The organism is Arthrobacter sp. GMC3 (assembly GCF_002929305.1).
Taxonomy (GTDB): Bacteria; Actinomycetota; Actinomycetes; order Actinomycetales; family Micrococcaceae; genus Specibacter.
Genome location: NZ_PJIO01000003.1, coordinates 419,435 through 445,182, shown reverse-complemented (window position 1 = coordinate 445,182; position 25,748 = coordinate 419,435). Strand labels below are relative to the sequence as shown.

The following is a 25,748-nucleotide window of genomic DNA, read 5'->3' as shown; positions in this document are numbered from 1 at the left end:
AAGGCCGGAAACCTACGGGTTTCCGGCCTTTTGCTTTAACACATGAGGCAATTATGCGGTCAAGGGGTTTGTAGCGCCCATTGAACTGGCATGATGATGCTGTGAGCCCAAATATTCTTCCCGACGACGACGACGGCCCGGCACTGGCGGTCAATGCTGCCGTTGCGCTGCTGGAAGAGGCACGTGCCGAGCTGGAACATCTCCAGCTTCCCCTTGAACTGCCCGGGACCGAGGCCGCCCGTAGCACCGCGAAGGCCGCGCTACGGCAGCTTGAGGACTACATCCTGCCGCGCTACCGCAGCCTGGAGGCGCCCCTGCTGGCCGTGGTGGGCGGATCCACGGGGGCCGGGAAATCGACGCTGGTCAATGCGCTGGTGGGCCATCCGGTGACGCGGGCCGGGGCCATTCGTCCCACCACCCGCCAACCAATCCTGCTCCACCACCCGCAGGACGCCGACTGGTTCACGTCTGCAAGGGTGCTGCCGTCCCTGAGCAGGATTCGCGGGGAGCGGGCTGCAGTGGGAACCGCCGCCACGCAGGCGGGCCCCACCCCGGACCCGGCTGCCATGAATTCGCTGGTTCTCGTCGCGGATCCGGCAGTGCCCAAGGGGGTGGCTCTGCTGGATGCCCCCGACGTCGACTCCGTTTCCGATGACAACCGTCAGCTTGCCGGGCAATTGCTGGCGGCCGCGGACCTGTGGCTGTTTGTCACCACCGCCAACCGCTACGCCGACGCCGTCCCGTGGCAGTTGCTCCTTGACGCCGCCTCCCGCGACATCCTCGTAGCGGTGATCCTGGACCGGGTCCCCGACGGTGCGCAGGAAGAGGTTAGTTCCGATCTGCGAGCCATGCTTGGGCGCCAAGGGCTGGCCGCGGCCAAGCTCTTTGTGGTCCCGGAGATTGCCCTCGACGAACTTGGCATGCTGCCCCGTGACGCCACGGCGTCCATCAAGGACTGGCTGGGAGCCATTGCGGCCGACGCATCCGGGCGGGCCGAGATTGCCCGGCGCACACTTAACGGCACTGTGCGCTCGCTCGCCGGCAAGGTGGATCTGCTGGCCCGGGCCGCCTTGGAGCAGCACGAGTCAAGCCTTCAACTGGCCGACGACGTCGTTGCCGCCTTTGAGGACGCCGCCGCCAAGATCTCCCAAGCCACCAGCGACGGATCCCTGCTTCGCGGTGAGGTGCTGGCCCGGTGGCAGGACTTTGTGGGCACCGGGGATTTCTTCCGGGCCCTGGAAAGTGGCATTGGCAGGATCAGGGACCGCATGGGTGCGTTCTTCAAGGGGCAGCCGCCGCCTGCCGTGCGAGTGGAAGTGGCTATTGAGACCGGGTTGCAGGCTGTCATCGTGGATCAGGCCGCACGGGCAGCGGAGGCCGCCGACCAGCGGTGGCGGGCCGATCCGGCTGGCAGGGCGCTGCTGGGTGCCCACGACCTTTCGGGTGTCACGGAGGACTTCGGCGAGCAGGTGGCGGCGGAGATCCGGGCCTGGCAGTCGGATGTGATGACTTTGATCCGCTCCGAGGGGGCGGCCAAGCGGTCGCAGGCACGCTGGCTCTCCTTTGGTGTCAACGGGCTCGGTGTGGTGTTGATGATCGTTGTGTTTTCGCTGACGGGGGGACTCACCGGTGCCGAGGTGGGAATCGCAGGCGGCACCGCCGTCGTTGGCCAAAAACTGTTGGAGGCCGTCTTTGGTGAGGATGCCGTGCGCCGCCTGGCTCAGGAGGCCCGACAAACTCTTGAACGGCGCTGTGCAGCGCTCTTGGCCGGTCAGCAACAGCGTTTCCTGGAACGGATTGGCCCGCTCAATGCCGGTTCGTCCCCGGCTGTGGAACGGCTTGAGGCGTTGGCAAAGAGACTGGCTTTGTTGGGGGAGGGGACATGAGCCGGCACCGGGATGCGCGCACCGAATCCGCGTTGGCGAGGAAGCTGGCCGCCCTGAACGACGCCCGGGAGCTGGGTGAAGGACGCCTTGACGATGCCGCCCTGCAAGATGCCTACGACATTCTGGAGCGGGCCACCTCGCGTCGTTCACTCAGTGCCGAACATACGGTGGTGGGATTCTTTGGGGCCACCGGCAGCGGTAAGTCATCGCTGTTTAACGCCGTGGTGGGTGCAGAGGTGGCCAAGGTTGCGGTCCGGCGGCCCACCACGAGCGAACCGCTGGCCATGGTGTGGGATTCGACGGGGAGCGGGCCGTTGCTTGACTGGCTGGACATTGCCGACCGCCGCGAAGGCGGACCCGTGCCAGGCCTAACGGAGGATGGCAGCGGATTGGTGCTGCTTGACCTGCCGGACTTTGACTCGGTGGAGGCCGCAAACCGCGAAACGGTGGAGCGGCTCAGCGGTCAGGTGGATGTTTTGGTGTGGGTTCTTGACCCGCAAAAGTACGCCGATGCTGCCATTCACAACGACTTCATCCGGCCGTTTGCGGCCCACGGGGCCGTCACCTTGGTGGTGCTAAACCAGATGGACAAGCTGGCACCGGCAGAGCTGAAGGAAGTGCTGGGGTCGCTGGCCGGCATTCTTGGCCGCGATGGATTGACTCAGGCGACGGTGCTTGCCGCCTCCGCCAAGACAGGGGCGGGGGTTAGTGAGCTGCGCCAACGGCTGGCCGCCGTCGTGAAGTCCAAGGCGGCCCAGTCGGCAAGGCTCGCTGCCGATGTTACCGTTGCCGCCCGCCGGCTAGAGGAAGCATCCGGCTCCGGTGAGGTGGCGGGGATCCACCAGCAGGAGCGCGCGGCACTGGCCGCCGGGCTGGCCCAGGCCGCCCATGTAGAGACAGTGGTGGCTGCTGTGCGGTCCTCCTACCGGCTGGAGGCCACGAAGAGGACTGGCTGGCCGCTGACACGGTGGATCTCCCGGTTCCGCCAGGACCCCCTGCGCAGGTTGAGTTTGCGCCGGGAGGGAGCCGCCGAGGGCAACCGGACTTCACTGCCGCCGGCGGGCGTCGCCGAACAGGCGCAACTTGATTCAGCCGTGCGTGACTTTGCCGATGCCGCCAGTTTAGGTGCGTCCGGTCCGTGGCGGGCCGCCATTCGGGCGGCTGCGCGCAGCAACCGAGAGACCCTGCCTGATGCCCTAGACCAGGCGGTGGCCTCCTCCGATGTGAAGGCAAATGCTGGGGCATGGTGGTGGCCGGTGTTCTCCGTCATTCAATGGCTGGCCCTGCTGGTGGCTGTGGGCGGCCTGCTGTGGCTTGGGGTGTTGGCCGGCTTGGGGTATTTCCAAATGCCCGTTCCCGAGGTTCCCAAGGTGGAGGGTTGGCCTTTGCCTACCCTGCTGGTCCTTGTCGGGGTGGTGCTGGGAATTTTCCTTGCCCTCACCAGCAAGTTCATTGCCGCCGCGGGTGCGGCTCGTCGGGCGGCCCAGGCTCGACGCCGTTTGCGAGAAAGTGTCGCCAACGTCTCCCGGGCACTGGTGGTTGAACCCACCGAAGCTGAGATCGCCAGGTATGGGGAGTTCCAGAAAGCTCTCGCCGACGCCGCTTAGGCCATAGCGTCGCGGCACTTCAGGAGCGTGCGCAGGTTGCGGGTCGTTGTCGTGCTTTTGTAGCGGGCCTTGGCCGATAACTTGCTGAACGGGCTATCCAATGTGCCACCGGCCGTCGCGAGCCAGGCCAGCGCCTCCGGGCTAAGTCTGCCCAGCTCGGTGGCGGGAAGTTCGCGGCCCAACGACTCAAGCTCATCCAGGACGGCCGGGTCCGAGGATAGCGTCACGTAGCTATGCTGGGTTTTGTCGTCGGCCGGGTAGGGGCATGCGTCGATGATCGCCTGCAGTCGGGCCTGGTCGATGACCACCACCCACGCGTCGTAGTCAAAGTTCTCCCGCAGACAGTTCTCCACCAACGCCTTAACGTCGACGGCGGGGGCATCCGTTGAGCACACGACGTTCCCGGATGCCAGCAGCGTTTTGATGCCGGAGAGGGGCAGCGCTGCCAAGGCTGTGCGGAGCTCGGCCATCTTGATGTTGATGCCGCCAACGTTGATGCCGCGCAGGAAAACGGCGAAATTAGTCATGGGGAAAGATTACCCGTCCCGGTCAGTTGCGGAGTTGGGCCCACGCGCCCGAGGGTTCCCTGGCCGAGCGAAGCGAGGTTAGGGAGGGCGTGGGGATTAGTCGTTGCTCTTGCGCAGTGCCTCGGTCAGGATCCGTGAGGCGTTACAAACGATTTCGGCATGCAGGCGGCCCGGCTGGCGGGTCAGCCGTTCGATGGGTCCGGAGATGGAAACGGCGGCGATAACGCGGCCGGAGGGGCCCCGAACGGGGGCCGAGACGGAGGCGACCCCGGGCTCACGTTCGCCCAGGCTCTGACCCCATCCACGCCGTCGTACCCCGGCCAGGACGGTGGGCGTGAAGCGAGCGTTGTGCAGGCCCTCAAGCAGGCGTTCGTGGTCTTCCCAAGCCAGCAGCACCTGGGCGGCGGAACCGGCCTTCATGGTCAGCTGGGTTCCTACGGGAATGGTGTCGCGCAGGCCGATGGGCCGTTCTGCGGAGGCCACGCACACGCGGGAGTCGCCCTGGCGGCGGAAGATCTGGGCACTCTCGCCGGTGGAATCGCGCAGTTGGAGCAGGACGGGACCTGCGGCGGCAATGAGCCTGTCCTCGCCAGCTGCCGAGGCGAGCTCCACGAGCCGGCTTCCCAACACAAAACGGCCCTGCATGTCGCGGCTCACGAGCCGGTGATGTACCAAGGCTAGTGCCAGTCGGTGCACTGTGGGGCGGGCCAAACCCGTAGCTGCCACAAGTTGAGCCAAGGTTGTGGGCCCAGCCTCCAATGCATCAAGCACGAGAGCCGCTTTATCGATGACGCCAACGCCACTAGAATTGTCCATGTAATGATATTGACGTCTCATTATGTGAGATGCAAATCGGCAGGCTAGCTTCTATGCTGGCGAGGCTGGAACAGTGGGGGTAGACAAACCACCAAATGCCCGTTCCGTTAATTCTACGGCGGGCGGGCATTTCATCAGATGAAGGGAGCTGACCGTGACCGAGGCAACCACACCCGACGCGCACGACTCAGCACAGGCGCCGACAGTTTCCACCACGACTGCGCGAAAGACCGCAAAGACGCTGGCCGAAAAAGTATGGCGCGACCATGTTGTCAAGCAAGGCGAGGGCGACGGCGATGCTGCCCAGCCCGATTTGCTGTACATCGACCTTCACCTCATCCACGAGGTCACCTCACCGCAGGCCTTCGAAGGTCTGCGGCTGGCCGGACGCCCTCTGCGCCGCCCCGATTTGACCATCGCCACGGAAGATCACAACACCCCCACGCTGGCCATCGATAAGCCCATCGCCGATCTGACCAGCCGCACCCAGATCCAGACGCTACGCAACAACTGCGCCGAATTCGGTGTCCGCCTGCACTCCTTGGGCGACGCCGAACAGGGCATTGTCCACGTGGTCGGACCCCAGCTGGGCCTCACCCAGCCAGGCATGACGGTGGTTTGCGGAGACTCGCACACCTCTACCCACGGTGCTGTGGGCGCCCTGGCGTTCGGCATTGGCACCTCCGAGGTGGAGCATGTCATGGCCACCCAAACCCTTCCTCTGAAGCCGTTCAAGACCATGGCCATCAACGTCGAAGGCAGCCTGCGTCCTGGCGTAACCTCCAAGGACATCATCTTGGCCATCATTGCCAAGATTGGCACCGGCGGGGGTCAGGGCTACGTGCTTGAATACCGTGGCTCGGCCATCCGCGAGCTGTCGATGGATGCCCGCATGACCGTCTGCAACATGTCCATCGAGGCTGGCGCCCGCGCCGGAATGATCGCCCCGGATGAGACCACCTTCGAGTTCCTCAAGACCCGCCCGCACGCACCTCAGGGCGCCGACTGGGACGCCGCCGTCGACTACTGGAAGTCGCTGACCACCGAGGACGACGCCGAATTCGACGCCGAGGTGTTCCTGGACGCCAATACCCTCGAACCCTTCGTCACCTGGGGCACCAACCCCGGGCAGGGAGTCTCGCTGAACGACGTGGTTCCCTCCCCTGAGGACTTCGGCGACGAAAACGCGAAGGCCGCGGCCGAGCGTGCGTTGACCTACATGGATCTGGAGGCTGGGACGCCCATGAAGGACATTCGTGTCGACACGGTCTTCCTGGGCTCCTGCACCAACTCCCGCATCGAGGACCTGCGCGCCGCCGCGGACATCATCCGCGGACGCGAAAAGGATCCGAACATCCGCATGCTGGTGGTTCCGGGCTCCGCCAGGGTCCGCCTGGAGGCCGAAGCCGAGGGCCTGGATAAGGTGTTCACCGACTTTGGTGCCGAATGGCGCTTCGCAGGCTGCTCCATGTGCCTGGGCATGAACCCGGACCAGCTGGAACCGGGGGAGCGCTGCGCCTCAACGTCCAACCGCAACTTTGAGGGCCGCCAGGGCAAGGGCGGGCGCACCCACCTGGTCTCACCCGTCGTGGCCGCCGCCACCGCCATCCGCGGCACGCTCAGCTCGCCGTCGGACCTGGCACCCGTTTTCGCAAGCAACGTAGCGTAAGGAGCTCACACCATGGATAAGTTCTCCACCCACACCGGCATTGGTGTCCCGCTGCGCCAAAGCAACGTCGACACGGACCAGATCATCCCGGCCGTCTACCTGAAGCGCATCACCCGCACAGGCTTCGAGGACGCCCTGTTCTCCAGCTGGCGCAAGAACCCAGAGTTCATCCTCAACCAGGAGCCGTACAAGGCTGGCTCGGTGCTGGTGGCCGGCGCCGATTTCGGTACTGGCTCCTCCCGCGAGCATGCCGTTTGGGCACTGAAGGACTACGGCTTCAAGGCCGTGCTGTCCTCCCGCTTTGCCGACATTTTCCGTGGCAACTCCGGCAAGCAGGGCCTGGTAGCCGCCGAGGTTGCCCAGGATGACATCGAGCTGATCTGGAAGGTCCTGGAAAATGCTCCGGGCACTGAGGTTACGGTGGACCTGGTGGCCAAGATGGTGACCGCAGGAACCGTTGTGGCACCCTTCCAGATTGACGACTACACCCGCTGGCGCCTCCTTGAAGGGCTGGATGACATCGGCCTGACGCTGCGCGACGAACCGGCCATTACCGCGTTCGAGGCTACGCGTCCGTCGTTCAAGCCCACCACGCTCCCAGCCAAGAGCTAGTTTTTCTGGTTGCTAAGGCCGGCCTGTCCCTTCTGGGGCGGGCCGGCTATTTGTATTTCAACGGCACCGATATGTAGAAACCGCTAGCGTGATGCACTCGTGCAACCGACAATCAGCAGGGGTCCGCAGGCCGGGTCGGGGTCGCCTTGGCAATTTCCCACAGGACTTGCGCCCACACCATGGTGTACGCCATGTGCCAGTTGGAGCAGGTTTGCTGTCGGTCCGGACCGTACGCGGCGTCCTGGGTTGTCTGCAAGTCAACGTACGCTGTGACCGCTCCAGTGTCGCTATTAGTGATGTCGATAATGCCGATGTCGTGCCAATAGGATGTGCTCATGCCCTGGCTCCAGTGATCTATGCCGCCCTGTTCTGCCTGTGCCTCGGGAGTGAACACATGGTAGGCCAGATCGTAGGCGCCCCCGTTGATCGCCTGTGCGTAGATGAGTAGGCTCTGGGCGACTTGGATGGCGCGTTCGTCGCCTGTGCCAAACTGCACTGCGACCTGGTTGTCGGTCGGAAGGGCGTTGCTGGAACAGGTGACAAGTGGCACGGGCTCGGGGTTCGACAACCAGCGGTGAACGAGGGTATTGGCAAACGCACCAGAAACTGCGTAGTTGGTTCCTTGAATCGTTTGCCGGATCACAGTGCCGTTGTTGAAGACGCCCGTGCGAATGGAATTGACGATACCAACCACTTTTCCGTCGATTGTTACAAGCGGCCCACCACTGTTGCCGGGGTTGATCGGGGTGTCGGTTTGGATGAAGTGGCCCTGCCCGTTGGATCCTGGCAAGTTCTGGCGATCAAGTCCGCTGATTCTGCCAGCGTTGAAGGTGAAATTTTCACCAAGCGGATATCCAAGGACGCCCACTTCGGTGGCAGCGGGCGGATCCTCGGTGGCAAACTCGAAGGTGTGTCCCATGAGCGGCTGATCTGTTTCGAGCAAGGCGACGTCCTCGGTGGCGTTGAGCCCGACGATAGTGGCCGTGACGACCTGCCCGAACACGCCCACCGTAATCCCAGCGGCACCCTCCGGCACGTGGGCCGCGGTGACCACGTGTCTCTGATCCACCAGGAATCCGGTGCCGACTCCGGCGCTATCGCAACCAGTGACCGCGATGCGTGCCACGCCGGACCGCGCAGTTTGGGTCAGTTGGGGCCAATCCATGATGTCTGAGGCTGGGGGCGTGGGTGTGGTGCCGGGTGTGGGGAGGGATACGGGTCCGTCCGGATCCGCGGAATTTGGGTCGGCGGCTTCTCCGCTGATGGTGCACCCGCTGGCAAACAGTAGGACAGTGACAAGAGTAAAAGCTGTGCCGAGATTGTGCCGCCGAGATTCCTTCATGATGACCTGCCTTAGATACTCCAAGGGGTTCCCATCCCGCCCCAGGGGATCGAGGAAAGTTAGCTTGCAATCAAGACCAGTCCCACTTGGCCGCAACAAACGCCACTCCGCAGCAGTACGCCCATAGTAACGCCAGCCCTGCGAAGACGATACGGGCACTAGGGAAAGTTGCACACTCGTTATGCGACGGCGCCGGCCCTGGCAATCTCCTCTTGACGCGGACAAGGTCAGCCAGCAACTTCACAGCAAAAAACTGGTTCGATACCCGAACAAAGTGCTTAGGCTGGGATCATGGCAACAGGCCGGGAGTTCCGCGGTGAGCCTGATGCGGCAGTGGCCGCGGTCAGGGCGCTTGTGCGCGTGTCCCGGATACTGGAGCGCTCCCTCGGCGAGCTGAGCCTGCCCCACTACCGCGTGCTGGCCGCCATTTCCGCCGGGGACGAGATAGCCTCCCGTGTGGCGTCGCGACTTGCTCTTGGCCGTCCGGCAGTCAGCGCCGCCGTTGCCTCCCTATGCGAGCGCGGATTTCTGGTGCGCAGCGACATTGCAGGTGACCTGCGAGCCTCAGGACTGCGGCTGACCGAATTGGGCTGGGACGCTCTGACGCGCGCCGACACTGCCATGTCGGATGAACTGCGCCGCCTCGCCGCCAAGACAGTGCATCCGGAGTCCGTGATTGACACGTTGGGGTTGCTCAACGACGCCGTCACGGCACGGTATGCCGAGCTCCGCAAGGGTCCAACCGGCGTCGAACCGGGAGAGACACGCCAGGCAGATCCGCGCTGATATGACGCAGCTCAGGGACCGGACCCCCGCCACAGCATCCCCTTCCGAACAAGGAAGAACTGGGGCCCAACGGGGCTGGGTCCGGCGCCTTTGGGGCTACCTGATGCGGCACCGGGCCGACATGCTCGTGTCCTTCGGCGCCGCGATTCTGGGCAGCACGGCGCAAACCATCGTCCCGCTGGTCACCCGGCAAATCGTGGACAACGTCATCCTGATTCCCAGATCACCGCTGTGGCCATGGCTGGCCTTGCTGATCTTCCTGGGCATTGCGACCTTCTTGTTTTCCTATTTGCGTCGCTACCGTGGCGGCCGGGTGGCACTTGCCGTGCAGTACGACCTGCGCAATGACATGCACCGGCACCTGCAGGCCATGGACGCCGGCAACCTGGACAGTATGCCCACCGGTCAGCTGGTGGCGCGGGCAAACTCGGATTCGGCGCTCGTTCAGGGGCTGCTGTCTTTCCTGCCCATCATGAGCGGCAACATTCTCATGATGGTCATGTCCATCGCCGTCATGCTGTATCTTTCACCTCTGCTGGCAGTCATCAGCCTGATCATGGCACCGGCATTGCTATTTGTCTCCTACCGGATGCGATGGAGGATCTTCCCGGCCACCTGGGACGCCCAGCAGCGGGAAGGCGATGTGGTTCAAATCGTTGACGAGGTTGTCAACGGTGTCCGCGTGGTCAAGGCCTTTGGGCAGGAGCAGCACGAGATCGAGCGGATAGCAGAATCGGCGGGCAAACTGTATGGCTCCCAAATGCGGGCCACCCGCCTGCAAGCTCGCTACCAGCCGCTGCTGCAAGCTATCCCGTCGCTGGGGCAGGTTGCGGTGCTCGCCGTCGGCGGTTACCTGGTCCTGCACCAGGCGATCACCCTTGGCACTTTCCTCGCTTTCTCCACATACGTCGCGGCACTGATGGCCCCGGCGAGACAATTGGCCGGCCTGCTCACTATTGGGCAGCAGGCACGTGCCGGGCTGGAACGGATCTTCCAACTCCTTGACCTCAAACCGGCAATCGCCGACGCCCCCAATGCGCTGGAGCTGGCCGATGTCGACGGTGACATTGAGTTTCGCAATGTGCGGTTCGCCTACGCGGGCGCATCCGGTGGCACGAGAGTGCTCGATGGGGTCAGTTTCCATATCGCCGCAGGGGAACGCGTGGCGCTGGTGGGCCCCAGCGGCAGCGGCAAATCAACCGCCACCCTGTTGGTGTCACGGTTCTACGACCCCCAAGAAGGTGCGGTGCTGGTTGACGGGCACGATATCCGCGACCTTGCCCTAGCCTCCTTGCGCCGCCGGATCGGTTCCGTTTTTGAGGATAGTTTCCTCTTCTCCGACACTGTGCGCGCCAACATCGCCTACGGCTGTCCAGAAGCCACCGACGAGCAGATCGAGGCGGCGGCCCGGATCAGCCAGGCTCACGACTTTGTCCTGGGGCTGCCCGCCGGGTACGACACCATGGTCGGCGAGCGCGGGCTGAACCTTTCCGGCGGACAACGCCAGCGGATAGCCCTGGCCCGGGCCATAGTGGCCCAGCCCCGGATACTGGTCCTCGACGATGCGACAAGCGCAGTGGATGCCAGGACGGAGGAAGCCATTCATGTGGGCCTGCGCGAGGCCACGCGTGGGCGGACTACGCTCCTGGTGGCCCATCGGCTCTCCTCCCTTCACCTGGCGGACCGGATCATCGTCTTCGACGGCGGCAAGATCGTGGCGACCGGCACGCACGAGCGGTTGCTGCTAACAAGTGCAATCTACCGCTCCCTACTGACAGGGTTCGACGCCGACGACGCGCCGCCGTCGGAGGGAGCCGCCTTGGAGGAGATCGCCGCCTACGCGGCGCGCCGGAAGGCAAACGCCGGACCTAGCCCCACTTCGGGAACTACCGCCTCAGCCTGGGGGCATCCGCGGGAAGCGTCGGCGAGCCCGGGTGCGGCACCCGCCATCGGCGCACCCAGCCTGGGCGGCGGTTTAGGACGTGGCGGTGGTGGCGGCTGGCGCCAAAATCTGGCTCCCACCCCAGAACTGTTGGCCCGGGTGGCCGCCTTGCGCCCCGTGCGGGACACGGCGGCCGTTGACTTGAGTAAGGAAACCAGGCCCAACAAGAGCTTCAGCTTGTGGGCCCTGCTGGGTGAATTCCGCCGCCCGCTCCTGCTGGGGCTAGTACTGGTGGTCCTAGACGCCGGGGCATCCCTGATAGGACCGGTCTTGGTGCGCACGGGCATCGACCAGGGCGTCAGCGAGGGTCTGGAGTCGGTCCTGTTTCTTGCCTCGGGGATTTACCTCGTTGCCACACTTGCAGATCTCTTCATCGAGATCGGCGAAACCTTCGTCACCGGTAGGACCGCGCAACGGATCATGCTCTCCCTGCGGATCCGGATCTGGGCCCAGCTCCAGCGCCTCTCGCTTGACTACTACGAGCGCGAAATGGCCGGGCGCATCATGACCCGGATGACCACCGACGTAGACCAGTTCGAGTCCCTGATCGAAAACGGCCTGCTATCGGCCCTGGTCGCATTCGTGACATTCGCCGGCGTCGGCACCGCCCTTGTCATCTTCAACGCGGAGCTGGCACTGTGCGTTTTTATTGTCGTCGTCCCGCTGGCCATTGGCACAGTGATGTTCCGGCACCGTGCCGCGAAACTCTACGACCAATCTCGTGAGCGCATCGCCGTCGTCAATGCCGACTTCCAGGAGAGCCTGGCAGGTGTGCGCGAGTCCCAGGCGTTCGTTCACGAGGCCATCACCATTGACCGATTCCGCGGGTTTGGGCGCCGCTACCTGAACTCCCGCATGGCCGCCCAGCGCCTGGTGGCAATCTATTTCCCCTTCGTGGCGTTTCTGGCCGACGGCGCCGACGCCATCGTGCTTGGAGTAGGTGCCGGGATGGTTACCGGGGGAGCGTTGAGCACCGGCGCTTTGATCGCGTTCCTGCTCTACATCGACATGTTCTTCTCGCCTATTCAGCAACTGTCCCAGGTATTCGACGCCTGGCAGCAGACCCGGGTGTCGGTGCTGCGAATAGGCGACCTTATGCGGACCGAAACGTTGACACCGAACGCAGCAGCGGCCGCGACCCCGGGCCGGCTCAGCGGTGAACTGGTCCTCGACGGGGTTCACTTCAGCTATCCCACCGAGCCGATCCACCACAGTGGCAGGCCGGTCCTCCGCGGTCCTGCGGACCCTAGGACACTTGGGCCCGACTACGTCGGCATGCAGAAACCGCCCGAGGCCATCCGCGGACTCGAACTGCGGATCGCTCCGGGGGAGACCGTGGCGCTGGTGGGTGAGACGGGGGCCGGCAAGTCCACTGTGATGAAACTGTTGATCCGCTTCTACGACCCGGACACCGGAAGTGTCCGTGCGGACGGGGATGACCTCCGCGGGCTGGACCTCACCGGGTACCGACGCCAGCTGGGCTATGTCCCGCAGGAGGCGTTCCTATTCACGGGTTCCATCCGAGAAAATATCGCCTACGGGCGGCCCGAATCCGACGACGCCACGGTGGAAGCTGCCGCCCGCGCCGTGGGTGCCCACGACTTCATTGCCACGCTCGACGGCGGCTACCGGCATGAGCTGTCCGAACGCGGCCGGTCGCTGTCCGCCGGGCAGCGCCAGCTCATCGCCCTGGCGCGGGCCGAACTGGTGAACCCCGCCATCCTGCTGCTGGATGAGGCCACAGCCAACCTTGACCTCGCCACCGAGGCCAAGGTCACCGCCGCCATGCATCAACTGGCCAACGGCCGTACCACGGTGGTCATCGCGCACCGCCTGCAAACAGCCCAGGCAGCGGACAGGATCGTGGTGCTCGATAACGGGCGCATCGTGGAGACCGGCTCCCATGCCGAATTGCTGACGCGCAGAGGCGCCTACGCGGCCATGTGGGACGTGTTTGAATCCGGCGGGGCCACCAATCGGTGAGAACGGCGAAGGACGGCGCCGCTACGCCGACGGCAACCCTGCCATGTGCAGCATGTCCACCAAGATGCGTGGATCCCACAGGTCACTCCAAACCCACCGAACCACGGTATAGCCCAGCGCTCGCAGCCGGTCCTCCCACCGCTTCTCCTCAACCACCACCTGGGACGGTGTTTTGCCCTTGAGGAAGCGCTGAGCAGAGTATTTCTCGAAGCCATCGAATTCGCCAAGAACTTTGAATTCTTTCCATTCAAAGTCCGGAAAGCCGATGACCGGCAACCCCATGATCTCGGCCGCGGATTCCCTGGCAAATACGGCTTGCCCCACAGCCAGCTCATGCACTGCTTGGATTTGCATGCGGTGTTTGTGTCAGGGTGGCAAATCTAACATGGTCATGGCTCCATGGTGCAGCGTTTGGCCAGGGTGCGCTGGGACGCTGGCACCCATTGTGGATAGACCGGCCAGCCCCGGGCGCTGTGGAGGGGGCAGGAACCCTTAGTGGACCGACGTCGCCCCTGGATCCGGAGGCCGAAGTGGTGAGTCGAGGCCGAAATATCGGCCGCAAAGGTCCGTTTCTAAATCCCCAGCCCAACCGCGACGCCGGGCCCTCCTTCCGCGCCACCCCAGCCTTTGCTACCCTGCGGTGGCGCCGGTATGGGAACCGCCATTTCGGCATCGAGAGGGGAGAAACTATGCTTGTCTGAGGCTCGGCGAAGATTCGGCGGCCGGTGGTGGAACGAAGGATTAGGTGAAGATGAGCAGGATTCTGACGGTCCGTGGAGGTGTCCCACTTAAGGGGCGCGTCCAGGTACGCGGTGCTAAGAACTTAGTTCCCAAGGCCATGGTGGCGGCATTGTTGGGCAATGCGCCCTCCACTTTGCGCAATGTCCCGGAGATCAAGGACGTGGAGGTTGTCACGTCGTTGTTGCAGCTCCACGGCGTCACGGTGGAGAAGGACTCCCTCACGGGCGATCTGACACTGGACCCGGCCAATGCCAAGACGGCATCCAGCTCGGAAATCAACACGCATGCCGGCGATTCCCGCATCCCCATCCTGCTCTGCGGACCGCTCATCCATTCCATTGGCCACGCTTTTATCCCGGACCTTGGCGGCTGCAAAATTGGTGACCGCCCTATCGACTACCACCTTGAGGTGCTCCGTAAATTTGGTGCCGTGGTGGACAAAACCGGCGGCGGCATCCTCATTTCCGCGCCCAACGGCCTCAAGGGCACCAAGATCAGCCTGCCGTATCCCAGCGTTGGAGCCACCGAACAGGTGCTGCTCTCCGCCACCCGGGCCGAAGGTATCACCGAGCTCAGCGGTGCCGCCACGGAGCCGGAAATCATTGACCTCATCGCGATTCTGCAAAAAATGGGCGCCATCATCTCGGTGCAAACCGACAGAACCATCCGCATCGAGGGCGTTAAGGAACTCAGCGGCTACGACCACACGGCCCTGCCCGACCGCAACGAATCCGCGTCCTGGGCATCGGCAGCACTGGTCACCGGTGGTGACATTTACGTTGAGGGTGCCAGCCAGCGGGACATGATGACGTTCGTGAACACCTTCCGCAAGATCGGCGGCGGCATGGACATTCACGACGACGGCATCCGTTTCTACCACAAGGGCGGGGACCTGAAGCCGCTGGTGTTGGAGACCGATGTACACCCTGGCTTCATGACGGACTGGCAGCAGCCCCTAGTGGTGGCCCTGACCCAGGCCGAAGGCGTCTCTATTGTGCACGAGACGGTCTACGAGAACCGTTTTGGTTTCACCGACGCGCTCACCCGGATGGGCGCCAGCATTCAGCTTCACCGCGAATGCCTTGGCAGTGTTCCTTGCCGCTTCGGCCAGCGGAACTTCATCCACTCGGCAGTCATCTCCGGTTCCACCCCGCTCACCGGCACCACCATCGACATCCCGGATTTGCGCGGCGGCTTCAGCCACATGATCGCGGCCCTGGCCGCCCAGGGGACCTCCACCGTGACGGGCATCGACATCATCAGCCGTGGCTATGAGAAATTCACGGCCAAACTTGACGGACTGGGCGCCGATTTCGACGTCCACGACTCCCGCCAGGCCTTGGTGTAGCGGTGGGTGCACAGAAGCAGCAGGGTGGGGCACCCGGTTCGGGCGAAGAGCCCGGCGCAGCGCCGCAGAACGCCAAGAAGCGCCGTCTGCGTTTTGGCACCCGCTTTGCCTTCTTCATCGACGCCGCCATTGCACGTTCGGCGATCAACCTGGTCCTGAGCAAACAGTGGCACGGTCTAGAAAAGCTGCCCAAGCATGAGGGCTTCATCGTGGTGCCCAACCACTGCACCGAAATTGACCCGGTGGTGGTGGGCCACATGCTCTACAACCAAAACATCATGCCGCACTTCCTGGCCAAGGAAAGCCTGTTCCGCACCCCCGTGGTGGGCTGGGCCTTGAAGAGTGCCCGGCAAATTCCTGTAGAGCGAAGCGGTGCCGGTGCAGGCAAGTCCCTGATCGCCGCCCGCGAGGTCTTGGACGACGGCGGCGCGGTGGTCATCTACCCCGAAGGGACGTTGACACGGGACCCGGACCTGTGGCCCATGAAGGGCCGCACGGGGGCTGCCCGGCTTGCCTTGAAGACCGGGGTCAAGGTCATTCCCGTGGCCCATTGGGGTGCCCAGGAAGTGTTTCCGCGCTACGCCAAGAGTTTCAAGATTTTTCCGCGCAAAAAAGTGCATGTGCTAGTCGGAGACCCCGTGGATCTCAGCGCCTTTGCAGGCAGGCAAGGCGACAAGGCCACTTTGGAAGCCATGACCGAGGTCATCATGAAGGACCTCACAGCGCTGCTTGAGACCTTGCGCGGGGAGAAGGCCCCGGCCGAGCGCTGGGATCCCGCAGCTCACCACCAGTCGACCCATGGCAGGTTTGAGGAGCGCGGTTCCCAAGGGAAGAAGCCCCAAGAGCTCAAGAACGACGTCGGCACAACAGAAACGGGTGACCCCCAGTGAGCTATGTGGATGGCATTGCGCCGGCCAAGATCGCGGTCCTGGGCGCTGGCAGCTGGGGAACCACGTTCGCCAAGGTCCTCGGCGATGCCGCCGTTGGCACCGATCGCAAGATCGTGTTGTGGGGCCGGCGCCAGGAAGTGGTGGATCAGATCAACCTCCACCACCGCAATCCGCGATACCTCTCTACCACCGAACTTCCCGCCAACATCAGCGCCTCAACGGATGTCCAGGAGGTCCTAGCCGATGCCACCTTGGTGGTGCTGGCTGTTCCCGCCCAGACCTTGCGGGAGCAACTGCGGGGGTTGGCCGGGCATCTGGCCGCTGACGCCGTCGTGGTGAGTTTGATGAAGGGCCTGGAACTGGGTACCGACCAGCGCATGTCCCAGGTCATCGAGGCAGAACTTGGCCTGACTCCGAACCGTGTGGTGGTGGTGTCTGGACCCAACCTGGCCATGGAGATTGCGCGGCAGGAGCCCACCGCCTCCGTGGTGGCGTGTGCGGATGAAAACACCGCCAAGTGGGTGGCGAATGTCTGCAAGCCACGCTACTTCCGGCCCTATACCGTCGATGACGTGGTGGGTGTGGAGATCGGTGGCATCGTCAAGAACGTCATCGCCCTGTGCGTAGGCATTTGTGAGGGCCAGAAAGTGGGCGACAACACCAAGGCGTCGGTCATCACCCGTGGCCTGGCCGAGACCACGCGACTCGCGCTTGCCCTGGGTGGTAAGGCCGAGACCATGGCCGGGTTGGCCGGGCTGGGTGACCTGGTGGCCACCTGTTCGTCGTCCCTGAGCCGCAATCACACCGCCGGGCGCATGCTCGGTGAGGGGCTCACACTGGACGAGGTTAACAACCGCATGACGCAGACCGCCGAGGGCATCAAGTCCGGCCGTGCAGTCTCCGACCTGGCGGCAAAGGTCGGGGTTGATATGCCGATCACCAATGCCGTGGTGGGTGTGCTTGAAGGTAAACTGACTGTCGATGATCTGGGGCCGCTGCTGCTGGCCCGCGAACTAAAATCCGAAGGCGACTAACGCGTGACTACTGATTCCCCCGCCACAACTGCGCCCATCCGCGTCGCCATTTTGTTTGGTGGGCGCTCCAGCGAGCACGCCGTCAGTTGCGTCACCGCCGCAGGCGTTTTGGGTGCCATTGACAGGAGTAAGTACGACGTCGTTCCCATCGGCATCGCTAAGAATGGCCAGTGGGTGCTGGCTGGGGACGACGTTTCTAGCTGGTCCCTGAAGGGCGGATCGTTGCCGGAGGTCACCGCCGGGGCGAAAAGCGTTTCGCTGGAACACTGGGGCGGCGGACATCAGCTGGTGGTATCGGAACCGGCCAACGTTCCTCAGGAATTGGGCCGCGTGGATGTGGTTTTCCCGTTGTTGCACGGACCGTGGGGCGAGGACGGAACCATCCAGGGTCTGCTGGAACTTTCCGACACCCGCTACGTTGGCGCCGGTGTTTTGGCATCGGCAATCGGCATGGACAAACACTTCATGAAGGTGGTTTTTGAGGCCGCCGGACTGTCTGTGGGCCCTTACATTGCCGTCACCGACCGCGAGTGGACCGTTAACCCAGGACGCGTTCGTGAACGTGTGTCAGCCTTAGGGTTCCCCGTCTTTGTGAAACCGGCCCGTGCCGGGTCCTCCATGGGCATTTCCAAGGTGGACACCCCAGAAGGCTTGGATGCTGCCATCGCGGAAGCTCGCGTGCATGACCTGAAGCTTGTCATTGAGGCCGGCATTGTGGGCCGGGAAATTGAATGCGCCGTCCTGGAAGGCCGGGGAAGCGAAGCCCCCCGCGTTTCCCAACCCGGCGAGGTCACCATGATGGACGGAGCCCACCATGACTTCTACGATTTTGAAGCCAAATACGTTCAGGGCGACGCCGTCAACCTCAGCTGCCCGGCGGACATGCCCGAGGTAGACATTGCCCGAGTCCGTGAACAGGCGGCCCTGGCGTTCGACGCCGTCGGAGCGGAAGGCCTCTCCCGGGTGGACTTCTTCTACACAGCCGACGGTGAGCTGATCATCAACGAAATCAACACCATGCCCGGCTTTACGCCCAGCTCCATGTACCCCCAGATGTGGGCCGCGTCGGGACTGTCCTACCCGGACTTGATCGACGAGCTCCTACAGCTGGCACTTAGCCGAAAGACCGGCCTGCGCTAGCGCGGATTTTCTTTCACTTTCATCCATCGCAGCCAATGCCAGGAGCAATCACTTTATGAGCACCGATTTAGGCGCCAATGCTGCACCGGTCATCAGCTGGATTCAGGATGGTCAGGAGCACAGCGCCCGCTGGCGCTCGATCAACGGTTCCCCGGCACCCAAAAACGTGGTGCTGGTCGATGACTCCCTGACCGCCGACGACGCCTACCGGCTTGCCGCCCAAGGCAAGGCCATGCTGTGGGGTGGCGATTATCACAACGCCCGCCAGCTGCTTTCGGCCATGGCTCGGCGAACGCCTGCCGGCAAGAAGCGCGACGGCGAAAACGTTGCGGACGCCTTCTACCGCTACCGCCAGGCCCGGTCGCAGCGTGCCCGGATTCTGGGATTGCTACTGGTTCCGCTGGAGGCCGGGCCGGGCGTCGCCCTCCGGCGTGCCCCGGATATCTCCGAGGCCTGGCTGGCCGCAGCCGGGGATGTTCAGGAGCCGGAGGTGGCGCCTTTGCAAGACGTCCTCGGTGCCATTGGTGCGTGGGAATGGCGCAAGAACGGACTCTTTGTGGACGCCCTTGACGCCAAAATTTACCCTCATTACGGTACTTTTGCCCCGATCCGCAGCGAATATTTGGACCTGGTGGCCCAAGCCCCGCTGCCGTCCGCAGCGCTTGCCTTTGACATCGGGACCGGCACAGGCGTGCTGGCGGCAATCCTGGCCCAGCGGGGTGTGCAGCGGGTTGTAGCAACTGACAGCGAGCCGCGGGCCATTGCCTGTGCCCGGGAAAACGTCGCCGCCCTCGGCTTGGGGCAGAACGTTGAGCCTGTGCTGACAGACATGTTCCCCGATGGCCGGGCACCATTGATCGTGTGCAACCCGCCGTGGCTGCCTGGCACACCTCACACTCTGCTGGATAACGCCATCTATGATCCCAAGAGCCGCATGCTCAAGGCGTTCCTTGCGGGGCTGCCCCGGCACCTGGAACCCGGGGGAGAGGGCTGGCTGATCATTTCCGACTTGGCCGAGCACCTGGGGTTGCGCAGCCGTGAGGAGTTGTTGGACTGGATCGGCGCCGCAGGGCTGGTGGTGCTGCAAAAGTGGGACACCGCGGCTAAGCACCCGCGTTCCATGGACCGCAGCGACCCGTTCTTTGATGCACGCTCGCGCGAAGTCACGTCGCTTTGGGCGCTGGGCCTGGGCGGCTAGTCCCGCCCGGAAGTTATTTGCTGGCGGGCAGCTGCACGTCCTGCGTGCCAACGCACTCACGTGTTGAGGGGATCTTGGCCGCAGCGTTGGCAAGTTCGGGCAGTACCGAACTGGAAGCGATCTTCTTCGGGTCAAAGACGATCTCGGTGGCCGGGTTGCGGCCATAGGTGGTTAGCGTCCAGGCGGGGTCGCCTTCCTTGATGACCCAGTCCACGCCGTTCACACTCACGCAGCTGTCAGTGGTGGGGCCCGGAACAGGTACCCCGCACCGCAGGACCAAAAGTGAAGGATCACCCCAGGCTGCCGTTGCCTGGCTGGTGGTGGTCCGTTTCGGTGCGTCGGCCAAGGTGTCCGGAAGGGCCACCATCATCGGCGCACAGGCAGGATTGTTGGAATCTTCTGCGGCCGAGACTTCCACGGACGGGGCGCAGCCGGTCAAAACAACAAGGGTAAGAGCAGCCATTGGCGCAGTGATCCGCCAGGACAAAGATTTCAAACGCATGGTTCCAGCCTATCCTCAATCCTTGGTGCTTCTACCTCTTGGAAACGCCTATCGATGCGTGGGAGGATGACGACCATGAGCGAAGATATCGACACGGGGCAGCCGGCCAGGCGCACAAGGACGATTCGCCGCAACGTTTTACTGACGTTCCTGGGCATTTTCCTCATCGCCTTAGTGGCCAGTGGCGCGTTCATCTTTAATCTTGCCAACAGCTATGACACGAAGACGCAAAAAATCGAGCATGCCTTTCCCGATGAAACCCTCCGGCCGGCCAAACCGACGGAGGGACCGGCGTCGAACGCCATGAACATCTTGCTACTGGGCAGCGACAGTCGCGGCGACGCCGTTGACCTGGCCGAAGAAGGAGTGCCCTCAGACCAGCGCTCGGACACCATGATGTGGGTGCACATCCCCGCCGACCGGAAAAACATCTACATGATGTCGATTATGCGAGATACCTGGGTGGATATTCCCGGCTTTGGTGAGGCGAAGATCAATGCGGCGATGGCCTTTGGCGGAGTGCCGTTGGTGGTCCAAACACTTGAAGGCATGTTCAACAACAGGATTGACCATGTGGCGGTGGTCGATTTCCAAGGGTTCAAGGAGATCACCGACGCGCTGGGCGGGGTGAGCGTGGATGTGCCGATTCCCTTCACCTCCACCCATGGCAATTACACCTTTGCGGCCGGACCCCAGATGATGACAGGGGACCAAGCCCTGGGATTTGTGCGCGAACGCTACGCCTTCGCGGACGGCGACTACCAGCGCGTGCGCAACCAGCAAATATTCCTCAAATCCGTGATGAACACTATTCTGACGCCAGCTACCCTCACCAACCCCATCAAGGTAACGAATCTAGCCACCAAGGTCTCTCCCTATATCAGTGTCGACAAGGGGCTGGATGCGGCAACAATCGGTGCACTTGCCGTGAGCCTGCGGGACGTACGCGGCCCCGATGTGAAGGCCTTCACGCTGCCAACCCTTGGTACCGGAACCAGCGCCGACGGACAATCCATTGTGCTGCGCGACGACGCCGCCATCACGGCTATTGGCGACGCCCTCAAGTCCGATTCCCTGGGATCATACCTGGCAAGTGCGGGGCTGAAATAGGTGCCCGTAGCCCCCTCGATCACCTCTGGTGATTTTCCTGGATCTGGTATCGCAGACAACTAAGGCAGTGCGGCCGGTCACAATGGATCGGCTCTGGGCTTAGATAAAGGCATACGAACTTTTGCGGGGCCTCGCCTGTGCTCAGGCACGCTTGTGGCAGCCCACGCACCAACGAGCTCAAAGGAAACCACCATGGCGACGATGCATGATCCTTCCCGTTCCATCCGCGCAGACCGCGGAACGGCCCTCTCCGCCAAGTCCTGGCAGACCGAGGCGCCGTTGCGGATGCTCATGAACAACCTTGATCCGGAAGTTGCCGAGCGCCCGGAGGACCTGGTGGTGTACGGCGGAACCGGACGCGCCGCGCGTTCCTGGGAAGCCTACGACGCGATCGTGGCCACGTTGAAGACGCTCGAGGACGACGAGACTCTCCTGGTCCAGTCCGGCAAGCCAGTGGGTGTGTTCCGCACCAATGTGTGGGCTCCCCGGGTATTGCTGGCGAATTCCAACCTGGTGGGTGACTGGGCCACGTGGCCCGAATTCCGCAAGCTCGAGGCCGAGGGCCTGATGATGTACGGGCAAATGACGGCCGGATCCTGGATTTACATTGGCACCCAGGGCATCCTTCAGGGCACGTTCGAAACCTTCGCCGCCATCGCCACCAAACGGTTCGGCGGCACCCTTGCCGGAACCCTGACATTGACCGGCGGGTGCGGGGGCATGGGTGGTGCCCAGCCGCTGGCCGTCACCCTCAACGGGGGTGCCTGCTTGATCGTTGACGTGTCCGCTGAGCGCCTCCAACGCCGAGTCGGGAAACGCTACCTCGACGAGGTGGCCCCCTCCTTGGACGCGGCCCTTGAGCGCGTCTTGGAGGCCAAGGCGTCCAAGACCCCGCTGTCGGTGGGCGTCGTCGGCAACGCCGCCGAACTGTTCCCGGAGATCTTGCGCCGCCACCACGCAGGCGAGTTCACGGTGGACATCGTCACCGACCAGACCAGCGCCCACGACCCCCTCTCCTACCTGCCCAGCGAGTTCTCCATCGAGGAGTGGGCGGCTGAGGCGGAGAACGATCCCGAGGGATTCACCAAGAAAGCACAGAACGCCATGGCCCGCCACGTCCAGGCCATGGTGGAATTCCAGGACGCCGGCGCCGAAGTCTTTGACTACGGCAACTCCATCCGCGACGAGGCCCGCAAGGGCGGCTACAACAGGGCCTTCGAGTTCCCCGGATTTGTGCCGGCCTACATCCGCCCACTGTTTTGCGAAGGCATGGGCCCGTTCCGATGGGTGGCACTCTCCGGCGACCCCGAAGACATCCGCGTCACCGACGAAGCCATCAAAGAACTGTTCCCCGAAAATGAGCACCTGCATCGCTGGATCAACGCCGCCCAGGAACATGTGGAGTTCGAGGGTCTGCCAGCGCGCATCGCCTGGCTGGGCTACGGCGACCGCGCCAAGGCCGGCGTGCTGTTCAACCAGCTGGTGGCCGACGGCAAGGTCAAGGCCCCGATCGTGATCGGTCGAGACCACTTGGACTCCGGTTCCGTGGCCTCCCCGTACCGCGAGACCGAATCCATGAAGGACGGCTCGGACGCCATCGCGGACTGGCCGCTGCTGAACGCCATGCTGAACACGGCCTCCGGCGCTACCTGGGTGTCCATCCACCACGGCGGCGGCGTGGGAATCGGCCGTTCTATCCATGCCGGCCAGGTTTCCGTTGCCGACGGCACGCCGCTGGCGGCGGAGAAGCTGGCCCGTCTACTCACCAACGACCCAGGCATGGGCGTCATCCGCCACGCCGACGCCGGCTACGAGCGTGCACTCGACGTCGCCGTCGAACGCGGCGTGCGCATCCCGATGCAGGAGCAGTAGACCCCGGCGCGAGCCGGGTGGGGTGTTACTTCCTCCAGTAATACGGAATCGTGGTGGAGACTTTCAGCAGGCCCGATCGTTCAAGGATGGGGCGGGAAAACTCGGAGGAGTCGCTGTGGACGAGTGTCTTGCCCTGCGCCATTGCGGAGCGAGCCCGCGCGGCTGTCAGGGCCCGGTAGATGCCGCGGCCCCGATATGCCTCGAGGGTGGCACCGCCCCAAATGCCCGCGAAGTCGCTGCCATGCACGGGCTCAAGCCGGCCGCAGCTGACCATCCGGCCGTCTGTTTCGGCCACCCAGAGCTCCATGCCGTCGTTACGGGCCAGGCGGGCCAGTAGGGCATCGGCCTGGCGGGTGTCCGTTGCCTCACCGAAAGCCTCGTCGGCCATGGCGCTCATGGCTCGCACGTCAGCCTCGGTGGTGACTGTCCGCAGCCGGAAGCCGTCGGGGGTGGGAGCGTTGGTGCACAGGCCACCGAGGGGGCCCACCATGATGGATTCGGCCTCTTCGGGGGCGAATCCGTGGGCCACAAGGGCTTCGGGCAGCCCCGGCGAGGCATCGTGCAGGCGGACCTTCCACTCAACCTTGTCGATCTCTGGGTCTGTGCCGTAGTGGGCCAGGGCGGCGGACACCAGCCCCGGCATATCCGCGGCCACGGCTCCACCCAGATCCCTGTACGTGATGAAGCCAAGCCCGCCCGCGAACGTGGCTAGGCGCAGGGGACCCCAACGGGTCACACTCAGCGCGCTGGGTGTTTCGGCGTCGGTGCGGAGTTGTTCGTCATAGGCCTGAAGGTAGAGCTCATTGGTAGTCATTGGCATCAGTTTCCCAGCTGTCCCCGGGCGGGGCAAGTGACCGGCACCACCCGCTGCCGTGGTCTAGTTCAGCGGCAACTCGGTCCACACCACAGAAGCCGTGGACAGCGGGTGGAGCACCTGCTCGTAGAACGAGTCAACGCCGTCGCCCAATGACTCCGCCACGTCCTGACCACCCGAGGTGAAAACCAGCTCGGCGGAGCCTCCATGGTGGTCAACAATCCGCACACTCCAGCCGCCCCAGAAGTAGTGGTCACTCTCGGGACTGAAACTCAACCCATCAAGCCAGGTAGTCAGAAGCGCCGCCAGGTGACCGGGATCCGCATCGCGCAAGGTCATGGACAGGCTTGCCGCCTTGTCCAGCACAGGGTTGTCAGGTCCCCATACCCAGTTGTAATTCATGGTGTAGCGCCGCGGTGAACTCATCATGCCAGGAGATTACCACCGGCTCCGCCTACTGCCGGTATCCCTCAACTTCACTTGCCGAGCGTAGCTTCGCATCGTTGGGATTCTCACCTGCATGGACTCTGGCCTGACGTTGGCGCAGCAGATCCCAGCACTGATCCAGCTGGACTTCGATGGCTTGCAACTTCGCGGCGCGGGCAGGCAGTTGAGACTGGTCTGCGGTTGACTCGCGCAATTCCCGTTCCTCGTTGACCAACTCCTGAATCTGCTGGTGCATCTGGTTGTCGTCCATTTCTGCTCTCCTTCGCTCTGCCCCCGGCATACCTTCACTGTCCACCTCAGGTTAGTGCCGATTCTCCCCGACGGCGAGGACCTTGCGGACACCTTCTGTCCCGGCCCAGGAACTACACTCAGCCCACCCAAACCGCGGGCTGCCTCCAATGTCCCACCCAGCAGTTACGGTTAAAGCATGACCCTCACTGTGGACCAACTCTCCGAATCCGAGCTCCTGGAACGGATTTTTCCGCGTCTTCACGCGGGTTCCTCCATGCTGCTGGGTCCGGGCGATGACTGCGCCATCATCGGAGCCCCGGACGGCCGCACGGTCATCTCCATCGACACCCAGGTCCAAGACAAGGACTTTCGCCTGCGCTGGCCCAACGGCTACGCCACCACCGGCTTTGATGTGGGGTGGAAGGCGGCCGCTGCTAACCTCAGCGACATCAACGCCATGGGAGCGGTCGCGACCGCCATGGTGGTCAGCCTCACCCTTCCGGGCACGACGCCGGTTGACTGGGTTGAGGGCCTGTCAGACGGCTTGAGTGCGGCGATCGTTGCTCTCGGTGCAGGCGCCTGTTCCATTGCCGGAGGGGACCTCTCCGCCGGTTCGGAACTTGTTGTCACCGTTGCTGTCACAGGATCCCTGGAGGGGCGTGAAGCGGTGCTTCGCAGCGGCGCCCGCCCCGGAGACCAGCTTGCGGTGGCCGGCCATCTTGGCATGTCCGCCGCCGGTTGGGCGCTGCAGGAAAGCACGAAGACCCCGGAGCTGTACACGCAGGCCGACCGGAGGGCCGCAGACCACTTCAACAGGCCCTGGCCGCCCCTGGCCGCCGGACCGGCCGGAGCACTCGCCGGAGCCACTGCCATGATGGACATTTCAGATGGGCTGCTGCGCGACGCAGCACGCATGGCCGCAGCCAGCGGCACCAGCCTGGACCTGGACGCCGACGTGCTTGCCAAACAAGCCAGCACACTTGCCGATTGTGCCCAAGCATTGGGGGCGGACCCGCTGCAATGGGTGCTGACAGGCGGAGAGGATCACGGAATTCTAGCCACATTCCCTGCTGCCGCTACACTCCCTGCCGGTTTCATTAGGATAGGCTCAGTAGTGTCTGCACAAGCCAATCAACCGGCTGTCACCGTGGGCGGACAGAACTTACGAAGCGTCGTAACAGGCGCTGTGGGATGGGATCATTTTGCAGTCTAAGATTGCGGCAACTGCCCCCGTCATTCGCCGATGGCTCG

General features: G+C 63.7%; 22 protein-coding genes. 14 read left to right on the top strand and 8 right to left on the bottom strand.

Features of this window, described 5'->3' with window-relative positions; all coding sequences use genetic code 11:
* The first annotated feature begins 101 nt into the window (after window positions 1–101).
* Window positions 102–1,886 (top strand): dynamin family protein, encoded by a 1,785-nt coding sequence (locus tag CXQ94_RS08285; protein WP_104088288.1) that lies wholly within the window; start codon window positions 102–104, stop codon window positions 1,884–1,886.
* Window positions 1,883–3,493 (top strand): GTPase, encoded by a 1,611-nt coding sequence (locus CXQ94_RS08280; RefSeq protein ID WP_104088286.1) that lies wholly within the window; start codon window positions 1,883–1,885, stop codon window positions 3,491–3,493. Before CXQ94_RS08285 ends, CXQ94_RS08280 begins: the two co-directional genes overlap by 4 nt.
* Here the strand turns inward: CXQ94_RS08280 and CXQ94_RS08275 are convergent.
* Together CXQ94_RS08275 and CXQ94_RS08270 are read right to left on the bottom strand one after the other, a co-directional pair.
* A complete protein-coding gene (locus CXQ94_RS08275; RefSeq protein ID WP_104088284.1) occupies window positions 3,490–4,020 on the bottom strand; it encodes a DUF1697 domain-containing protein in 531 nt (176 codons plus the stop codon). The genes CXQ94_RS08280 and CXQ94_RS08275 overlap by 4 nt on opposite strands.
* 96 nt (window positions 4,021–4,116) lie before the next feature.
* Window positions 4,117–4,836 (bottom strand): IclR family transcriptional regulator, encoded by a 720-nt coding sequence (locus CXQ94_RS08270; protein WP_104088281.1) that lies wholly within the window; start codon window positions 4,834–4,836, stop codon window positions 4,117–4,119.
* 241 nt (window positions 4,837–5,077) lie between these two features.
* Between CXQ94_RS08270 and leuC the strand changes: the two genes are divergently transcribed.
* Together leuC and leuD are read left to right on the top strand one after the other, a co-directional pair.
* Window positions 5,078–6,505 (top strand): 3-isopropylmalate dehydratase large subunit, encoded by a 1,428-nt coding sequence (leuC, locus tag CXQ94_RS08265; RefSeq protein WP_104088545.1) that lies wholly within the window; start codon window positions 5,078–5,080, stop codon window positions 6,503–6,505.
* Between the two features lie 12 nt (window positions 6,506–6,517).
* Complete coding sequence (gene leuD, locus CXQ94_RS08260; protein WP_104088277.1) at window positions 6,518–7,117, top strand: 3-isopropylmalate dehydratase small subunit; 600 nt, start codon at window positions 6,518–6,520, stop codon at window positions 7,115–7,117.
* 112 nt (window positions 7,118–7,229) lie between these two features.
* Here leuD and CXQ94_RS08255 read toward each other — a convergent pair whose 3' ends face one another.
* A complete protein-coding gene (locus CXQ94_RS08255; protein WP_104088274.1) occupies window positions 7,230–8,459 on the bottom strand; it encodes a S1C family serine protease in 1,230 nt (409 codons plus the stop codon).
* A 291-nt stretch (window positions 8,460–8,750) separates the two neighbouring features.
* On the opposite strand from CXQ94_RS08255, the gene CXQ94_RS22160 reads away from it, so the two are divergent.
* Both CXQ94_RS22160 and CXQ94_RS08245 read left to right on the top strand, forming a co-directional pair.
* A complete protein-coding gene (locus CXQ94_RS22160) occupies window positions 8,751–9,245 on the top strand; it encodes a MarR family winged helix-turn-helix transcriptional regulator (protein ID WP_146070256.1) in 495 nt (164 codons plus the stop codon).
* Between the two features lies 1 nt (window position 9,246).
* Window positions 9,247–13,170 carry an ABC transporter ATP-binding protein gene (locus CXQ94_RS08245; protein ID WP_104088271.1) on the top strand — a complete coding sequence of 1,308 codons (3,924 nt, stop codon included), beginning with the start codon at window positions 9,247–9,249 and terminating at the stop codon, window positions 13,168–13,170.
* Window positions 13,171–13,191: 21 nt separating this feature from the next.
* Here the strand turns inward: CXQ94_RS08245 and CXQ94_RS08240 are convergent, their stop codons facing one another.
* A complete protein-coding gene (locus CXQ94_RS08240; protein ID WP_104088268.1) occupies window positions 13,192–13,524 on the bottom strand; it encodes a hypothetical protein in 333 nt (110 codons plus the stop codon).
* Window positions 13,525–13,921: 397 nt separating this feature from the next.
* On the opposite strand from CXQ94_RS08240, the gene murA reads away from it, so the two are divergent.
* From murA to CXQ94_RS08215, 5 genes are all read left to right on the top strand, one after another.
* Window positions 13,922–15,259 carry a UDP-N-acetylglucosamine 1-carboxyvinyltransferase gene (murA, locus tag CXQ94_RS08235; protein ID WP_104088265.1) on the top strand — a complete coding sequence of 446 codons (1,338 nt, stop codon included), beginning with the start codon at window positions 13,922–13,924 and terminating at the stop codon, window positions 15,257–15,259.
* Between the two features lie 86 nt (window positions 15,260–15,345).
* Window positions 15,346–16,149 (top strand): 1-acyl-sn-glycerol-3-phosphate acyltransferase, encoded by an 804-nt coding sequence (locus CXQ94_RS08230; RefSeq protein WP_104088542.1) that lies wholly within the window; start codon window positions 15,346–15,348, stop codon window positions 16,147–16,149.
* On the top strand, window positions 16,146–17,183 hold the full coding sequence (locus tag CXQ94_RS08225; protein ID WP_104088263.1) for an NAD(P)H-dependent glycerol-3-phosphate dehydrogenase: 1,038 nt from the start codon (window positions 16,146–16,148) through the stop codon (window positions 17,181–17,183). The genes CXQ94_RS08230 and CXQ94_RS08225 overlap by 4 nt, the downstream gene beginning before the upstream one ends.
* 3 nt (window positions 17,184–17,186) lie before the next feature.
* Window positions 17,187–18,323: a D-alanine--D-alanine ligase family protein gene (locus CXQ94_RS08220; protein ID WP_258066855.1), complete on the top strand. Its 1,137-nt coding sequence runs from the start codon at window positions 17,187–17,189 to the stop codon at window positions 18,321–18,323.
* 55 nt (window positions 18,324–18,378) lie between these two features.
* Window positions 18,379–19,521: a class I SAM-dependent methyltransferase gene (locus tag CXQ94_RS08215; RefSeq protein ID WP_104088260.1), complete on the top strand. Its 1,143-nt coding sequence runs from the start codon at window positions 18,379–18,381 to the stop codon at window positions 19,519–19,521.
* A gap of 13 nt (window positions 19,522–19,534) precedes the next feature.
* On the opposite strand, the gene CXQ94_RS08210 is transcribed toward CXQ94_RS08215, so the two are convergent.
* Window positions 19,535–20,023, bottom strand: a complete 489-nt coding sequence (locus CXQ94_RS08210) for a DUF3515 family protein (protein WP_104088257.1) — start codon at window positions 20,021–20,023, stop codon at window positions 19,535–19,537.
* A 75-nt stretch (window positions 20,024–20,098) separates the two neighbouring features.
* Between CXQ94_RS08210 and CXQ94_RS08205 the strand changes: the two genes are divergently transcribed.
* Window positions 20,099–21,133, top strand: coding sequence for an LCP family protein (locus tag CXQ94_RS08205; protein ID WP_258066854.1), 1,035 nt, complete (start codon window positions 20,099–20,101; stop codon window positions 21,131–21,133).
* A 192-nt stretch (window positions 21,134–21,325) separates the two neighbouring features.
* Window positions 21,326–23,005: a urocanate hydratase gene (gene hutU / locus CXQ94_RS08200; RefSeq protein ID WP_104088251.1), complete on the top strand. Its 1,680-nt coding sequence runs from the start codon at window positions 21,326–21,328 to the stop codon at window positions 23,003–23,005.
* Between the two features lie 25 nt (window positions 23,006–23,030).
* Here hutU and CXQ94_RS08195 read toward each other — a convergent pair whose 3' ends face one another.
* The 3 genes from CXQ94_RS08195 to CXQ94_RS08185 form a co-directional block, all read right to left on the bottom strand.
* Window positions 23,031–23,819: a GNAT family N-acetyltransferase gene (locus tag CXQ94_RS08195; RefSeq protein WP_146070255.1), complete on the bottom strand. Its 789-nt coding sequence runs from the start codon at window positions 23,817–23,819 to the stop codon at window positions 23,031–23,033.
* A 63-nt stretch (window positions 23,820–23,882) separates the two neighbouring features.
* The gene (locus CXQ94_RS08190) at window positions 23,883–24,248 is read right to left on the bottom strand and encodes a hypothetical protein (RefSeq protein ID WP_146070254.1); all 366 of its coding nucleotides are present in this window, start codon (window positions 24,246–24,248) and stop codon (window positions 23,883–23,885) included.
* A gap of 25 nt (window positions 24,249–24,273) precedes the next feature.
* Window positions 24,274–24,516: a DUF2630 family protein gene (locus tag CXQ94_RS08185; RefSeq protein WP_104088241.1), complete on the bottom strand. Its 243-nt coding sequence runs from the start codon at window positions 24,514–24,516 to the stop codon at window positions 24,274–24,276.
* Window positions 24,517–24,693: 177 nt separating this feature from the next.
* Between CXQ94_RS08185 and thiL the strand changes: the two genes are divergently transcribed.
* A complete protein-coding gene (gene thiL / locus CXQ94_RS08180) occupies window positions 24,694–25,710 on the top strand; it encodes a thiamine-phosphate kinase (protein WP_104088237.1) in 1,017 nt (338 codons plus the stop codon).
* Window positions 25,711–25,748: the final 38 nt, after the last annotated feature.

Coding starts and splice junctions, on each gene's coding strand:
- CXQ94_RS08280 (WP_104088286.1), top strand. CDS start 1,883: ATGAGCCGGCACCGGGATGCGCGCACCGAATCCGCGTTGGCGAGGAAG.
- CXQ94_RS08275 (WP_104088284.1), bottom strand. CDS start 4,020: ATGACTAATTTCGCCGTTTTCCTGCGCGGCATCAACGTTGGCGGCATC.
- CXQ94_RS08270 (WP_104088281.1), bottom strand. CDS start 4,836: ATGGACAATTCTAGTGGCGTTGGCGTCATCGATAAAGCGGCTCTCGTG.
- leuD (WP_104088277.1), top strand. CDS start 6,518: ATGGATAAGTTCTCCACCCACACCGGCATTGGTGTCCCGCTGCGCCAA.
- CXQ94_RS08255 (WP_104088274.1), bottom strand. CDS start 8,459: ATGAAGGAATCTCGGCGGCACAATCTCGGCACAGCTTTTACTCTTGTC.
- CXQ94_RS22160 (WP_146070256.1), top strand. CDS start 8,751: ATGGCAACAGGCCGGGAGTTCCGCGGTGAGCCTGATGCGGCAGTGGCC.
- CXQ94_RS08245 (WP_104088271.1), top strand. CDS start 9,247: ATGACGCAGCTCAGGGACCGGACCCCCGCCACAGCATCCCCTTCCGAA.
- CXQ94_RS08240 (WP_104088268.1), bottom strand. CDS start 13,524: ATGCAAATCCAAGCAGTGCATGAGCTGGCTGTGGGGCAAGCCGTATTT.
- murA (WP_104088265.1), top strand. CDS start 13,922: ATGAGCAGGATTCTGACGGTCCGTGGAGGTGTCCCACTTAAGGGGCGC.
- CXQ94_RS08215 (WP_104088260.1), top strand. CDS start 18,379: ATGAGCACCGATTTAGGCGCCAATGCTGCACCGGTCATCAGCTGGATT.
- CXQ94_RS08210 (WP_104088257.1), bottom strand. CDS start 20,023: ATGCGTTTGAAATCTTTGTCCTGGCGGATCACTGCGCCAATGGCTGCT.
- CXQ94_RS08205 (WP_258066854.1), top strand. CDS start 20,099: ATGAGCGAAGATATCGACACGGGGCAGCCGGCCAGGCGCACAAGGACG.
- hutU (WP_104088251.1), top strand. CDS start 21,326: ATGGCGACGATGCATGATCCTTCCCGTTCCATCCGCGCAGACCGCGGA.
- CXQ94_RS08195 (WP_146070255.1), bottom strand. CDS start 23,819: ATGACTACCAATGAGCTCTACCTTCAGGCCTATGACGAACAACTCCGC.
- CXQ94_RS08190 (WP_146070254.1), bottom strand. CDS start 24,248: ATGATGAGTTCACCGCGGCGCTACACCATGAATTACAACTGGGTATGG.
- CXQ94_RS08185 (WP_104088241.1), bottom strand. CDS start 24,516: ATGGACGACAACCAGATGCACCAGCAGATTCAGGAGTTGGTCAACGAG.
- thiL (WP_104088237.1), top strand. CDS start 24,694: ATGACCCTCACTGTGGACCAACTCTCCGAATCCGAGCTCCTGGAACGG.